The sequence below is a fragment of the Brachybacterium vulturis genome (genome assembly GCF_043641765.1).
In the GTDB taxonomy this organism is placed as follows: domain Bacteria; phylum Actinomycetota; class Actinomycetes; order Actinomycetales; family Dermabacteraceae; genus Brachybacterium; species Brachybacterium vulturis_A.
The window spans coordinates 14131-27275 of record NZ_JBHZRO010000004.1 but is presented as its reverse complement, the minus strand read 5'-3'; the positions used below and the strand labels follow the sequence as shown (position 1 = coordinate 27275).

General features: G+C 67.6%; 12 protein-coding genes. 5 read left to right on the top strand and 7 right to left on the bottom strand.

Features of this window, described 5'->3' with window-relative positions:
* The first annotated feature begins 20 nt into the window (after positions 1-20).
* Genes narH through narI form a run of 3 tightly spaced genes read left to right on the top strand, consistent with a single transcriptional unit; the run spans position 21 to position 3210 of the window.
* Positions 21-1646, top strand: coding sequence for a nitrate reductase subunit beta (gene narH / locus ACHUEU_RS04015; RefSeq protein WP_394214612.1), 1626 nt, complete (start codon positions 21-23; stop codon positions 1644-1646).
* Positions 1646-2440 (top strand): nitrate reductase molybdenum cofactor assembly chaperone, encoded by a 795-nt coding sequence (narJ, locus tag ACHUEU_RS04010; RefSeq protein ID WP_394214611.1) that lies wholly within the window; start codon positions 1646-1648, stop codon positions 2438-2440. The genes narH and narJ overlap by 1 nt, the downstream gene beginning before the upstream one ends.
* Complete coding sequence (gene narI, locus ACHUEU_RS04005) at positions 2437-3210, top strand: respiratory nitrate reductase subunit gamma (protein ID WP_394214610.1); 774 nt, start codon at positions 2437-2439, stop codon at positions 3208-3210. The genes narJ and narI overlap by 4 nt, the downstream gene beginning before the upstream one ends.
* A 208-nt stretch (positions 3211-3418) precedes the next feature.
* Here the strand turns inward: narI and ACHUEU_RS04000 are convergent, their stop codons facing one another.
* Positions 3419-4663: a tyrosine-type recombinase/integrase gene (locus tag ACHUEU_RS04000; RefSeq protein ID WP_394214609.1), complete on the bottom strand. Its 1245-nt coding sequence runs from the start codon at positions 4661-4663 to the stop codon at positions 3419-3421.
* A gap of 335 nt (positions 4664-4998) precedes the next feature.
* Between ACHUEU_RS04000 and ACHUEU_RS03995 the strand changes: the two genes are divergently transcribed.
* Together ACHUEU_RS03995 and ACHUEU_RS03990 are read left to right on the top strand one after the other, a co-directional pair.
* Positions 4999-5217, top strand: a complete 219-nt coding sequence (locus ACHUEU_RS03995; protein ID WP_394214608.1) for a helix-turn-helix transcriptional regulator — start codon at positions 4999-5001, stop codon at positions 5215-5217.
* A gap of 59 nt (positions 5218-5276) precedes the next feature.
* Complete coding sequence (locus tag ACHUEU_RS03990; protein WP_394214607.1) at positions 5277-6293, top strand: tyrosine-type recombinase/integrase; 1017 nt, start codon at positions 5277-5279, stop codon at positions 6291-6293.
* A gap of 50 nt (positions 6294-6343) precedes the next feature.
* On the opposite strand, the gene ACHUEU_RS03985 is transcribed toward ACHUEU_RS03990, so the two are convergent.
* The 6 genes from ACHUEU_RS03985 to ACHUEU_RS03960 all read right to left on the bottom strand — a co-directional run bounded on the left by ACHUEU_RS03985 (position 6344) and on the right by ACHUEU_RS03960 (position 13040).
* Positions 6344-6673 carry a metal-sensitive transcriptional regulator gene (locus ACHUEU_RS03985; RefSeq protein WP_394214606.1) on the bottom strand — a complete coding sequence of 110 codons (330 nt, stop codon included), beginning with the start codon at positions 6671-6673 and terminating at the stop codon, positions 6344-6346.
* Positions 6674-6699: 26 nt separating this feature from the next.
* Positions 6700-8838, bottom strand: a complete 2139-nt coding sequence (locus tag ACHUEU_RS03980; RefSeq protein ID WP_330883924.1) for a heavy metal translocating P-type ATPase — start codon at positions 8836-8838, stop codon at positions 6700-6702.
* 423 nt (positions 8839-9261) lie between these two features.
* Positions 9262-9525: a hypothetical protein gene (locus ACHUEU_RS03975; protein ID WP_330883925.1), complete on the bottom strand. Its 264-nt coding sequence runs from the start codon at positions 9523-9525 to the stop codon at positions 9262-9264.
* Positions 9526-9558: 33 nt separating this feature from the next.
* Positions 9559-11832: a heavy metal translocating P-type ATPase gene (locus ACHUEU_RS03970; protein WP_394214605.1), complete on the bottom strand. Its 2274-nt coding sequence runs from the start codon at positions 11830-11832 to the stop codon at positions 9559-9561.
* A gap of 48 nt (positions 11833-11880) precedes the next feature.
* A complete protein-coding gene (locus tag ACHUEU_RS03965) occupies positions 11881-12828 on the bottom strand; it encodes a hypothetical protein (RefSeq protein ID WP_330883926.1) in 948 nt (315 codons plus the stop codon).
* Positions 12825-13040 carry a heavy-metal-associated domain-containing protein gene (locus tag ACHUEU_RS03960; protein ID WP_394214604.1) on the bottom strand — a complete coding sequence of 72 codons (216 nt, stop codon included), beginning with the start codon at positions 13038-13040 and terminating at the stop codon, positions 12825-12827. Before ACHUEU_RS03960 ends, ACHUEU_RS03965 begins: the two co-directional genes overlap by 4 nt.
* Positions 13041-13145: the final 105 nt, after the last annotated feature.

Here is a 13145-nt window from a genome sequence, read left to right as displayed (position 1 = left end):
ACCAGAGAAGGAGCAGCGACATGCGCGTCATGGCCCAGATGTCCATGGTGATGAACCTGGACAAGTGCATCGGCTGCCATACCTGTTCCGTGACCTGCAAGCAGGCATGGACCAACCGCGATGGCACCGAGTACATGTGGTTCAACAACGTCGAGACCCGGCCCGGTCAAGGGTACCCCCGCGGCTACGAGGACCAGGAGAAGTGGAAGGGCGGCTGGGAGCTGGACAGACGCGGCAAGCTCCGCCAGAAGGGCGGCGGCCGGCTGAAGAAGCTGCTGACCCTGTTCGCGAACCCGCTGCTGCCCGATATCGACGACTACTACGAGCCCTGGACCTACGAGTACGACAACCTGCTCAACGCCCCGGCCCAGAAGAACATCCCCACGGCACCACCGAAATCCCAGCTCACCGGCAAGCCCATCGACATCCAGTGGTCCGGCAACTGGGATGATGACCTCGGTGGGACGTACGCGAACAAGGACAAGGACCCCATGATCCGCGGGATCGAGGAGAAGGTCCAGCTCGAGTTCGACCAGACCTTCATGTTCTACCTGCCGCGCATCTGCGAGCACTGCATGAACCCCACCTGTGTGGCCGCCTGTCCGTCGGGCGCCATCTACAAGCGCAGCGAGGACGGCGTCGTGCTGGTCGACCAGGACGACTGCCGCGGCTGGCGGATGTGCGTCTCCGGCTGCCCGTACAAGAAGGTCTACTTCAACCACAAGACCGGCAAGGCCGAGAAGTGCACCTTCTGCTACCCCCGGCTCGAGCTCGGAGAACCGACCATCTGCGCCGAGACGTGCGTCGGGCGGCTGCGCTACATCGGCCTCGTCCTCTATGACGCCGATCGGGTCACCGACGCAGCGTCGACACCCGATGAGAAGGACCTCTACGCGGCCCAGAAGGATCTGATCCTCGACCCGCACGACCCTGAGGTGATGGCGGCGGCCGAGAAGGGCGGCATCTCCTATGACTGGATCCTGGCGGCGCAGAACTCCCCGATCTTCAAGCTGATCAAGGAGTACGAAGTCGCACTGCCCCTGCACCCGGAATACCGCACCCTCCCCATGGTCTGGTACATCCCGCCGCTCTCTCCGATGGTGGACTCCGTGGCCGACAGCGGCTTCGACGCCGAGGACGCCGACAATCTGTTCGCAGCGATCGACACGCTGAGGATCCCGGTGGAATACCTGGCGAACCTCTTCACCGCCGGCGATGTCCCGACCGTGGAGCGCGTCCTGTACCGGATGGCCGCGATGCGCTCCTACATGCGCGATGTGGATCTCGGCAGAGAACCCAAGGAGGGCATCGCCAATGCCGTCGCCATGACGGGGGAGACGATGCGGGACATGTACCGACTGCTCGCGATCGCCAAGTACGACGAGCGTTACGTCATCCCGCGAGGCCACGGAGAGTCCGCCCACAACCTCGAGGGCATCGGCACCGACTGCCCGCTGAACAGTGAGGGCGGGCCCGGGATGGCGGCGGAGGCCGAGGGGGCGGGCATGGCCGGGCCCGGATATGCGAGCAAGCGCGAGGAGGGCAATGTGCCGAGTCCCGGCGAGGGTCGGGTCAATCTGCTGAACTGGGACGGCAAGGGTGTTCCGCAGGGGCTGTTCCCCGAACCGACGGGGGGGACCGCCTGATGGGACTGCTCTCCCGCGTGCTCGAGCGCCGAGGCGCCGAGGTGCCTCTGGCGCAGAAGCGAGATCCCCTGCATGCCTCCGGTCTGTCCGATGCGGAGCTGCGAGCCACCTGGATCTGCGCCTCCTGGCTGCTCGGGTACCCCGACGCCGAACTGCTCGGAAAGGTCGACGTCATCCGACGGCTCGCCGAGGACCTGCCCGAACAGACCGGATCCGGCCTGCTCGCCAGCCTCGAGGCGATCGAAGCACTTCCGCTGCGCGAGCTGCAGTCCCGCTATGTAGACACCTTCGACACCCGACGCCGCGGCTGCCTGTACCTGACCTACTTCAGCCAGGGCGATACGCGTCGCCGCGGTATGGCACTGGTCCGGATCAAGCAGGATTTCCGCGCCGCGGGGGCCGAGGCCGGGAGCAACGAGCTGCCCGACCACCTGCCCACCGTGCTCGAGTTCGCCGCCGGGTACGACGCGGAGCGCGGAGCGAAGATCCTGCGCACCAACCGGCCCGGTCTGGAACTGCTGCGACTGCACCTGCAGGAGACCGACTCACCATGGCACGGCGTCCTCGACGCCATCTCGGAGACGCTGCCACCGCTGGATGTGGACGACCGCGAGGCCGTGATGCGTCTCGCGGCCGAGGGCCCGGACGACGAGACCGTGGGACTGGACGGCTACGGGCAGGAAGAGGATGCCGCCGCGGTCGCCACTCACACCATGGCGGCCCCGTCCTCCTGCGATCACGACGCCACCGCGAGTGCCGTCCCGATCGAACTGACGAAAGGCCCCCGACGATGAGTGATGACACGACGCTGGACATCCTGCTCTGGATAGTGCTGCCCTACTTCGTGCTGGCGATCTTCATCCTCGGGCACGTGTGGCGTTTCCGCACGGACCAGTACACGGTCACCAGCAGATCCAGCCAGCTCTACGAGTCCAAGCTGCTCCGGTTCGGTTCGCCGCTGTTCCATTACGGCATCATCGCGGTCTTCTTCGGACACCTGATGGGATTGCTGATCCCGCAGCGATGGACCGACGCGATCGGTATCACCGAGTCGATGTATCACTGGGGGGCCTTCGGCATGGGGATCGTCGCCTCGGCGGTCACCGCCGGGGGCATCATGATCCTCGCCTGGCGACGCACCACCAACGACCGTGTGAGGACCGTGACCCCGGTCGGCGACAAGATCATGTTCGGCCTGCTGGGGCTCTCCATCCTGCTGGGGATCCTGGCGACCCTGTTCAACCTCCAGAGCTCCTACAACTACCGCGAGGGACTCTCGATCTGGTTCCGGAACTTCTGGACCCTGAACCCGGACGCGTCCCTCATGGCGTCGGCGCCGTTGTTCTTCCAGCTGCATGTGCTGATAGCTCTGGTGCTGTTCGCGATCTGGCCGTTCTCCCGCCTGGTCCACGCGTTCACCATCCCGTTCGGTTACCTGAACCGGCCGTACATCCTGTACCGCTCCCGGGATGACTCCGAGCGGAAGCCGCGTCCGGGCTGGGCGAAGAGCGACATCCCCGAAGTGCCGGGGCCCGCGACGGCAGGCCGACGAAAAAAGACCTGAGCCGCGCCGTCGTCCGGAGACGATGACACGGCCCAGGCCGATGGTCGGGCTGACAGGATTTGAACCTGCGACCCCCTGACTCGGTGCGGACTAGGGGCAGATGCCCAGGTCGGACGACGAATGCGCAGGCAGTGAGCGGATACTTGCAGCCACACGCTTCACGGGGGTTCCGGGATGTGACCGCCAAATCCCGCCGCTAGCGGTCACTCTAGCGGTCACTTTCGAACATGGCGGCTGCCGCAGAGACCACCGCCTCCGTGCTCGTGACCGCCGTGTACCGCTGCCGATTCACGGCTGCCGTATGCCCGAACAACCGAGTGCGGGTCGCCTCCGGCAGCACGTCGTACAACAGGGTGTTGTTCGTCGTGCGCCACGAGTGCCCGCGCTCATTCTCGAACATCTCGATGTTCAGCTTCTCGGCCAGCTCCTTGTACAGCGCTGCGAGCTTCCTGTCGCGGTTGCGTGGATCCCACGGCTTGGCCGGGTCCGTCGGCGACGGGAACAGCCACGGAGACTCCGACTCCAGCCTCGCCGCCAGCCGCTTGCTCACCGCAGGGGCGAGGACAGGGACCGGGCGGCCCGTCCGCGTCTTCGTGGCCTCCGGCGACAACTCAACGATGAACGTGCCCGAATCGTCCACGCGGCAGTCCTCCGTGGGCCTCATGCACAGCTCAGAGGTCCGTAGCCCCGTCGTCGCCTGCGCGAGCACGATGTCGATGCACGCGGCCCGCTCGACCACCCGCTGCCCGTGCGTCCACCGCCCACGCTTCGGCGCCTCCACGTCCTCCGGATCCGCGGCCAGCAGATACTCGATCGCCGCGCGGTACTGCTCCGCGGTCAACGCCCGACCGCCCCGCGAGTACGCGGGCATCTTCGCCCCCGACAGGTCGACATCCAGCTCGATCAGGGGGTTGTACTCGATCACCTCATCCACGCGCAGCGGCGCCGCCAGATACTTCTTCGCCACCGTCTTCGCATGCTTCGCGTTGACCGCACCGTGCAGCCTCCCGATCTCCTCCAGGCACGAGATCAGGGCTCGAGGCCGCATCGCCTCCCGCAACGACAGACCGGCCAAAGAATGAGCGTGCTTGCAATCCTCGTCGCCGCACTCCCCGCGCAGAATCCGGTATGCGAGCTCGTAGCGCCTGGTCGTCGTATCGGCCAGTCGCTCGGCACGGATGGCCGGGAGAGTGACCTTGTCCAGATAGTCGAGGGTGTCGCTGGTGCCCTTCCACCGGCCGTCGCTGGAACTGCTCAGCAGGTCTGCAGCCCTCGCCCTCGCTCGAGCCCTCACCTTGCCCTTGGTCGGCCCTTGCGTGAGCGGGCGCATGAGCCTCCCGCTATGAAGCCGAATCGACCATCGGATGGCGAAGCCGTCGCGGTACGGGAACACCTGAGCCCGGTCGATGCTGTGCTCTCCAGGTTCCAGCCTGGTGGTCGCGGCGCGAGACATGCACCCACCTCCTCTCGCCGACCCCATCAGCCTACGGTCACCGCGTCCTCGACCAAAGACCCTCCGACGAACTCCCCAGCCCAGCGAAGGTCAACGCGGTCCGAGCCCTCGTCGCCCTCTGCACCTCCTGCACGGACGTCGCGTGCGTCCCCGGCGTGGCCGTATCGAGCCACTCGTTCGGGTTCACGAGCAGGTCAGACCAGGAGCACATCGCGTGACGCACAGTGAGCCCGCCTGCGTGCGCCGTTACCTCCGCGACAGGTTCCGTGAGCCCCCGCCCACTGTTGCGGAGCACAAGGGCCGGACCGCGGCCCCGCTCGAATCCGGAGGACACGATGCCCCGCAAGCCCGCACCCCGCGATGTCGTCACGCTCGACGAACTGATGACCGCCTACGAAGTCGCCGACGTCCTCGGCCTCTCCGCCGGAACCCTCGCCAACTGGCGCAGCCTCGGCTTGGGCCCCGCCTACGTCAAGCTCGGCGGCCGCGTCCGCTACCGCGTCTCCAACGTCAACGACTGGGTCTCCAGCCAGGAGAATGAGAGCGCAGTCTGACGCCCGCTACCGGGCACCACGGGAGCCCCCTGAGCTCTCGAGCCATCCAAGGAGCCCACATGAGCAGAGCCCTCGACGCATGGAAGGCACCGCCCACCCCCGTCACGCTCGAGGACGCACAGAGTGTCGGCGCCCTCCTCGCCAGCAGCCGCTCCGCCGAGACGCGACGCTCCTACGCCTCCGCCATGCACACCTTCACGGCCTGGTGCCGGGTGCGGGGCTACCCGAGCATCCCCACAGGTCCGGAGGTCGTCGCGTCCTACATCGCACACCGCGCCGAACAGGTCGCCCACTCGACGATCTCGCGAGACGTCGCGGCCATCTCCGCGGCCCACCTCGACAAAGGTCTCGACGACCCCACCGCCCACCACGGAGTCCGACAGGCACTCCGCTCCGTCGGCAGAGCCCTGGGGACCGCACCATCCCGCCGGGCGACTCCTCTGACGACCGCCCTGATGCGTCAGATCATCGACGCGATGGACGACCTCGAGACCGCGACCGGCACACGAGATCGTGTGATCCTGCTGCTCGGGCTCGCCGCCGCACTGCGCCGCCGCGAGCTCGCAGCCCTCACCACGAACGACATTGCCCGCCAGGACGCCGGCCTGCTGCTGCAGATCCGCCGCTCGAAGACCGACCAGACCGGGAGAGGAGACCTCATCGGCATCCCACTCGGGGCCCACTCCGAGACGTGCCCGGTCCTCGCACTCGAAGCATGGTTCGAAGCTAGCGGTAGGAAGTTGGGGGTTGGGAGTCCGCTGTTCTCTCGGATCTACAACCACTCCCGTATCGGCGACACCGCACTGTCGGACCGCTCGATCGCCCGCATCATCCAGGCCCGCGCCGCAGCAGCCAACATCAACGAGAAGGACTACGCCCACATCGCAGGAGTCGCCCAGACCTGGGTCTCGGGACACTCGCTGCGCGCCGGACACGCGACATCCGCCGCAGCGGCGGGCGTCGACCCGATGACCATCTCCCGCACTACCAGACACCGTCGACTGGACTCACTCGCACGGTACGTGCGCCCCGCCAGCGCCCTCGAAGACTCCACAGCCGGCAAGATCGGACTGTAACCGCACCGCGGCCCGCCTACGAGAGAGAGCAAGCGGTCCCCGGGAACGCGTCACGCCTTGACGAGGCGCCGTACCGCGTCGGAGGCCTCCTTCAGTTTGATCTCGGCTGCTTCTCCGCCTTCCCGGGCGGCGTCGAGGACGCAGTGACGGAGGTGGTCGTCGAGCAGTCCCAGCGCTACATTCTCGAGTGCGCTGTTCAGGGCAGAGATCTGGGTGAGGATGTCGATGCAGTAGACCTCCTCGTCGACCATCCGAGAAATCCCGCGGGCTTGGCCTTCGATGCGCTTGAGGCGGTTGAGGTAGCGGGGTTTGTCCTGGATGTAGCCGTGGGGTCCGCTGTGGCAGGCCTGTTCCTCGGTGGGGTCAGGTGCAGTGCTCATGAGTGATTCCATTCGGTGAGGGAGGGTCAGTGGCGAGCTCGGACGGCCGCGACGGTCGCCTCCGGGCGAAGGTCGAGGCGTCGCAGGAGCTGGGCGTTCAGGGCGACGACGATGGTGGACAGGGACATGAGGATCGCGCCGACGGACATCGGCAGCACGAACCCGATCGGGGCGAGGATCCCCGCCGCGAGCGGCACGGAGATCAGGTTGTAGCCGGCTGCCCACCAGAGGTTCTGCTTCATCTTTCGGTAGGCGGCGCGGGATAGCTCGATGACTGAGAGCACCGAGCGTGGATCGGAGCTGGCGAGCACGACCCCGGCGGAGGCGATCGCGACGTCGGTGCCGGCACCGATGGCGATGCCGACATCGGCCTGGGCGAGGGCAGGGGCGTCGTTGACGCCGTCGCCGACCATCGCGACCTTCTTGCCCTCCTTCTGGAGCTGGGCGACCTTCGAGGACTTGTCCTCGGGTCGCACCCCGGCGAAGACCCGGTCGATGCCGAGCTCCTTGCCGACGCTGTTCGCGACCGCCTCGGCGTCACCGGTGATCATGACGACCTCGACGCCCAAGCTGTGCAGGGCATCGACGGCGTCGCGAGATTCGGGGCGTACCTCGTCGTGGAGCTTGAGACCGCCGATCACCTCGCCGTCACAGAGGACGTGGAGGATGATCGCGCCCTCCTGGCGCCAGGCCTCGGCCTCGTCGACTTCGCTCACTCCGGTCTCCTCGAGCAGGCGGGGACCGCCCACGCGGATCTCGTGCCCGTCCACCTGGGCACTCACGCCGAGTGCCGGAGTGGAGCTGATGTCTGAGCCCGCAGGGATCTGGGCTCCTTCGGTCTGTGCCTTGGCGACGATGGCGCGGGCGAGCGGGTGCTCGCTCTCCGCCTCGGCGGCAGCTGCCAGGGCCAGCACCTCGGTCTTGTCCGCGCCGCGGGTGATGATCTCGGCGAGGACGGGCTCGCCCTTGGTGAGGGTGCCGGTCTTGTCGAACAGGACGGCGTCGACGGTGCGCATTGCTTCCAGGGCCAGGCGGTCCTTCACCAGGACGCCGCCGCGGGCGGCCCGCTCGGTGGCGATCGAGACGACCAGCGGGATCGCGAGCCCCAGCGCGTGGGGGCAGGCGATGACCAGGACGGTCACCGTGCGAACGACGGCATCATCGGGCATGCCGAGCAGTGACCAGGTGATCGCGGTGATCACGGCGGCGCCGAGAGCGAACCAGAAGAGCCACGCCGCAGCTTTGTCTGCGATGCGCTGTGCCCGGGAGGTGGAGTTCTGCGCCTCGGTGACCAGGCGCTGGATTCCGGCGAGGGCGGTGTCGTCGCCGGTGGCGGTGACTTCGATGCGGAGGCTGGAGTCGGTGGCGACGGTGCCCGCCACGACGGAGTCTCCGGTGGAGCGCGTCACGGGGCGGGACTCGCCGGTGACCATGGACTCGTCCACGTCGGCGCGGCCTTCGCGGATCGTGCCGTCAGCCGGGACGCTCGCCCCGGGGCGGACGAGGACGAGGTCGCCTCGCTGCAGCTCGGTGGGCGAGATGCTCACGAGCTCGTCGCCTTCGATGCGTTCTGCCATGTCCGGGAGTAGTGCGGCCAGGGAGTCGAGCGCGGAGGTGGTCTGGGCGAGGGAGCGCATCTCGACCCAATGGCCCAGCAGCATGATCACGATCAGCAGGGCGAGCTCCCACCAGAACTCGAGCTGGCGGTCGAGGATCCCGAGGGTCGCCCCCCAGGAGGCGATGAACGCGACCGTGATCGCGAGCCCGATCAGGAGCATCATCCCGGGCTGGCGCGAGCGGATCTCGGAGACGGCGCCGGTGAGGAACGGGCGGCCGCCCCAGACGTACATGACGGTGCCGAGGATCGGGGCGATCCCCATCGCGCCGGGGACATCGGGAATGCTGTACCCGAGCAGCATCGCGAACATCGGCGAGAACACGACAACCGGAACCGCGATGATCAGGTTGATCCAGAACAGCCGCCGGAACTGCCCGACGTGGTCCCCGTGACCGGCGTGACCGCCGTGCGCTGAGTGGCCCTCGTGTCCCGAGTGGTCCTCGTGGTCTCCGTGAGTTCCGTGGTCGTGATGCGCGTCGGGTGCGTCGTGCTCAGCAATACCGGTGTGGGCGCCCTGAGGTGTGGGAGAAGGATGAGAGTGCTGCATGCCGGGTCCTCCGTGGTCGTGACGGGGTGGGTGGTTGCCAGCGTTCATGCACCCGACCATATACCCCTAGGGGGTATATGTCGAGGAGTTGGATTCCGCTGTCAGCATCGGCGTGATCGAGGAGTTGAGGCGCGGCACCAGAGCCATGACGTCGGCGGCGGCATCCAGGCCGCTGACTCCGACGAGCCGACCTGCTCGGTCGTGGGTGAGAAGGAGGGGAGAGGTAGAGACGGCGCGCGTAGCCCCGAATCGGCGGTTGTGGTGATCCCCTCGTGCTGAGCAAGCTCCCGGACTGCGGCCGACCCCGCAGCTCCTGCACCGATGACGAGAACGTGCGTCGTGTCGGGCATTGCCGAGCTCCGATCTATATGGGGGAGGGGGCGCACTGCCTGACAGTGGCCCCCTCCCGCTGAGCGGTGGTCCTCAGGCGGCGACGTACTTCTTCGGGTCGGCGTCGAACAGCGGGCCGCAGCCGGCGCAGCACAGCCAGTAGCGGGTGCCCTCGTAGTCGCGGAACAAGCCCGCGGCCTCGGCGGTGCTCTTGACGACGGGCCTGCCCTCCATCACCGGACAGGTGGCCATGTCGTCCTCCGCGGCGCCCATCAGGTTCGGGCGCCCCTCGGACTCCACGGAGGAGTGGGAGGTGTGGCCGCAGCAGCTGGAGGTCTGGTCGGTCGTGTCGTTCATGGGGTTCCTTCCATAGGGTTTCTTGCGGAGGGGTCAGTGCTTCGCGATGGAGGTGAAGCCGCGCAGGCGCAGACTGTTGCCCACGACGAACACACTGGAAAAGGCCATCGCGGCGCCGGCGAGCATGGGGTTGAGCATGCCGAGCGCGGCGATGGGGATCGCGGCCGTGTTGTAGGCGAACGCCCAGAACAGGTTGGTCTTGATCGTGCCGAGGGTCTTGCGGGACAGGCGGATGGCATCGACGGCGCTGCGGAGGTCACCTCGCACCAGGGTGATGTCGCTGGCCTCGATCGCGACGTCGGTGCCGGTGCCCATCGCCAGTCCCAGGTCGGCCTGGGCGAGGGCGGGGGCGTCATTGACGCCGTCGCCCACCATTGCGACGGTGCGGCCCTCGCGCTGGAGGCGGGAGACCACATCGACCTTCTCCGACGGCAGCACCTCGGCGATGACCTCGGCGATGCCTACCTCGGCAGCGATCTGGCGGGCCACGGCCTCGTTGTCGCCGGTCAGCAGGACCGGGGTCAGACCCAGCGCCTTCATCGCGGCGACGGCCTCAGCGCTGGTGGGCTTGACCGTGTCAGCGACCACCAGGATTCCCCGGGCGATTCCGTCCCAGCCGATGGCGACGACGGTCTTGCCCTGTTCCTCGGCCTCCGCCTTGGCAGCGGCGACCGCGGGGCTCAGCGCCATCTGCGTCTCGGCGAGGAGGCTCTCTCGGCCGACGACGACAGCCCGTCCTTCGACTGTGCCGCGCACACCCTTACCTTCGACGTTGGTGAAGTCCGAGAGTGTCGGGAGTTCGCCGACCTCCTGGGTGGCGCCCTTGGCGATCGCTTGGGCGATCGGGTGCTCGGAGAAGTCCTCGACGGCGCCGGCCAGGCGCAGCAGCTCGGCGCGATCGGTGCCTTCATCGGTGACGACATCGGTGAGGGTCATCTTGCCGGTGGTGACGGTACCGGTCTTGTCCAGCACCACGGTGTCGACCTTGCGGGTGGACTCGAGCACCTCGGGGCCCTTGAGCAGAACACCCATCTGGGCTCCGCGGCCGGTGCCCACCAATAGCGCGGTCGGAGTCGCCAGACCCAGCGCGCAGGGGCAGGCGATCACGAGCACGGCGACGGCGGCGGTGAAGGCCGCGGTGACGGGGAACCCGGCGCCGAGCCACGCCCCGAGGGTGAGCGCGGCGACCAGGATGACGATCGGCACGAAGATCCCCGAGATGCGGTCGGCCAGGCGTTGGACCTCGGCCTTGCCGGTCTGGGCGTCCTCGACGAGCTTGGCCATCTGGGCCAGCTGGGTGTCGGAGCCGATGCGCGTAGCACGGACCACGAGCCGCCCGCCGGCGTTGACGGTGGCACCGGTGACGGCGCCCCCCTCACCCACCTCGACGGGGACCGACTCCCCGGTGAGCATGGAGGCGTCGACCGCAGAGGTGCCGGAGACGACGGTGCCGTCGGTGGCGATCTTCTCGCCAGGGCGGACGATGAAGTCGTCACCCTCTACGAGGTCGTCGATGGCGATCTTCTGCTCCTGGCCTCCGCGCAGCACGGAGACTTCTTTCGCACCGAGCTCGAGCAGGGCGCGCAAGGCGGCGCCGGCCTGGCGCTTGGAGCGCTTCTCGAAGTAGCGGCCGGCCAGGATGAACATCGTGACACCCGCACCGACCTCGAGGTAGATGTTCGCTGCCCCGTCGGAGGGCGCGATCGTCAGCTCGAAGGGGTGAGTCATGCCTGGGGTGCCGGCGGTTCCGAAGAACAGTGCGTACAGGGACCACAGCAGGGCAGCAGAGGTGCCCATCGAGATGAGCGTGTCCATCGTGGCTGCGCCGTGCTTGAGGTTCGTCCAGGCCGCCTTGTGGAACGGCCAGGCGCCCCACACGATGACCGGGGCCGCAAGCGCCAGCGAGAGCCACTGCCAGTAGGTGAACTGAAGGGCGGGGATCATCGCCATCGCGATGACCGGGACGGTCAGCACGACCGCACCGATCAGCCGGTGGCGCAGGGAGGTGAGCTCCGGGTCGGAGCTCTCCTGATCGTCCCCAGGCGTGTTCGCTGAGTCCTTGCGGGTGGCGGGCTTGGGCAGTGCGGCGGTGTATCCGGTCTTTTCGACTTCACTGACGAGCAGCTGCGGATCGTAGCCCTCTGGGGCCGTCACCTTGGCTTTCTCGGTGGCGTAGTTGACGGTCGCGGTGATGCCGTCGAGCTTGTTGAGTTTCCGCTCGATCCGGTTCGCGCAGGATGCGCACGTCATGCCGCCGATCTCCAGCTCGATGCCGGCTTCCGCGATGAGCGGTGTTTCGGGGTTCACTGCAGGTCCTTTCCGATCTGTTGAGACGGTCGATCCGGCCCCATGGGGTCAGTGACCCTCTGGGTGCGCATCGGCGCTCTCGTTCTCGGTGCCCTGCTCCGCCTCGACGACGAACCGCGCGGTGTGCACCTCGCCATCGATCTGGAAGTCCAGGTAGAGGTAGTAGTGGCCGGCCGTGGGTGCCTCCGCCATGAAGGAGACCTCCGGGCCGGAGGTCTCTCCAGCAGACGGGTCCTCGCCCTCGGCGTGGACGTGGAGGTACTCCATATCGCCCTCGCGCAGGGCGACGAGATGGCCGAAGGCACCGAGGTAGGGCTCCAAGGTGGTCACCGGAGCGCCGTCCTGGGTGACGCTCAGCGTGAGGTCGCTGGAGGTCCCGGCAGTCAGGTCCCCGTCCAGAGTCACCTCGAACCCGTCCACCTCGTCCTTCGCGGAGAGGGGACGGTCGGTGACCGGCGTGAGTTCGCCGGCAACGTCAACGGTTCGAGACAGCGTCAGGGTGTCCTCGCCGTCGCCGGTGGGGGCGAAGTCGGCATAGATCTTGTACGTGCCGGCCTCCTCCCACTGCCAGGGTAGGGACCAGCTTCCGGTGGACGGGTCCAGCTCCGGGTGCACATGGCGGTACTGGGTGCCGTCGGTGCGGACCACGATCAGGTGCATCTGCTTCTCGTGGGCCTCCTGATACTCCGTGACGGGGCTCCCGTCGGGCCCGGTAATCGTGTAGACGAGTTCACCGGACTCCTCGGTGGACTGCGGAGCGGAGACTTCGGACAGCACGTAGCCCTGCGAGGACATCGAGACTCCCTTTTGTGGTGAGACCGCGGGCAGGGTGCCTGCGGCCTCGTGGCTGGCCTCATCGTGCGATGTGTCGGCTGCCTGTGTGGCCCATCGCTCGACGACCCGGTCCGGGACGACGGCGCCGGCCGCGACGAAGGCGCCGCCGAAGGTCACTGCGACAGCGGCGCCGTAGGCGATCAGTCGTCCCGCGGCATTCATCGGGCCTTGACCGCCGAGTAGCCGGCCACTTCGACCGCGGCGAGGACCGTTGCGTCATTGAGGGGCTCCTCGGACGTGACGACGAGGCGGCCCGTCTGGGCGCTGACCTGAATGTCAGTCACCCCGGAGAGCTCGCCGACCTCCTCGCGGACGGACATCTCGCAATGCCCACAGGTCATTCCCGTCACTTGGTACTCGTGCGTCGTCGTCATGATTGTGCTCCTTCTCAGCGGATACCCCCAGGGGGTATGGACTCAAAAGGAAGGCTATACCCCCGCCGGGTAGCATGCAAGCGTTACGGCTGCCTGTCCGGCGCG

What these genes read in the sequence shown, in the direction of transcription:
- ACHUEU_RS03965 (WP_330883926.1), bottom strand. Translation starts at nt 12,828, where the DNA reads ATGAATGCCGCGGGACGACTGATCGCCTACGGCGCCGCTGTCGCAGTG.
- narJ (WP_394214611.1), top strand. Translation starts at nt 1,646, where the DNA reads ATGGGACTGCTCTCCCGCGTGCTCGAGCGCCGAGGCGCCGAGGTGCCT.
- ACHUEU_RS03960 (WP_394214604.1), bottom strand. Translation starts at nt 13,040, where the DNA reads ATGACGACGACGCACGAGTACCAAGTGACGGGAATGACCTGTGGGCAT.
- ACHUEU_RS03990 (WP_394214607.1), top strand. Translation starts at nt 5,277, where the DNA reads ATGAGCAGAGCCCTCGACGCATGGAAGGCACCGCCCACCCCCGTCACG.
- narH (WP_394214612.1), top strand. Translation starts at nt 21, where the DNA reads ATGCGCGTCATGGCCCAGATGTCCATGGTGATGAACCTGGACAAGTGC.
- ACHUEU_RS03980 (WP_330883924.1), bottom strand. Translation starts at nt 8,838, where the DNA reads ATGCAGCACTCTCATCCTTCTCCCACACCTCAGGGCGCCCACACCGGT.
- ACHUEU_RS03995 (WP_394214608.1), top strand. Translation starts at nt 4,999, where the DNA reads ATGCCCCGCAAGCCCGCACCCCGCGATGTCGTCACGCTCGACGAACTG.
- ACHUEU_RS03985 (WP_394214606.1), bottom strand. Translation starts at nt 6,673, where the DNA reads ATGAGCACTGCACCTGACCCCACCGAGGAACAGGCCTGCCACAGCGGA.
- ACHUEU_RS03975 (WP_330883925.1), bottom strand. Translation starts at nt 9,525, where the DNA reads ATGAACGACACGACCGACCAGACCTCCAGCTGCTGCGGCCACACCTCC.
- ACHUEU_RS04000 (WP_394214609.1), bottom strand. Translation starts at nt 4,663, where the DNA reads ATGTCTCGCGCCGCGACCACCAGGCTGGAACCTGGAGAGCACAGCATC.
- narI (WP_394214610.1), top strand. Translation starts at nt 2,437, where the DNA reads ATGAGTGATGACACGACGCTGGACATCCTGCTCTGGATAGTGCTGCCC.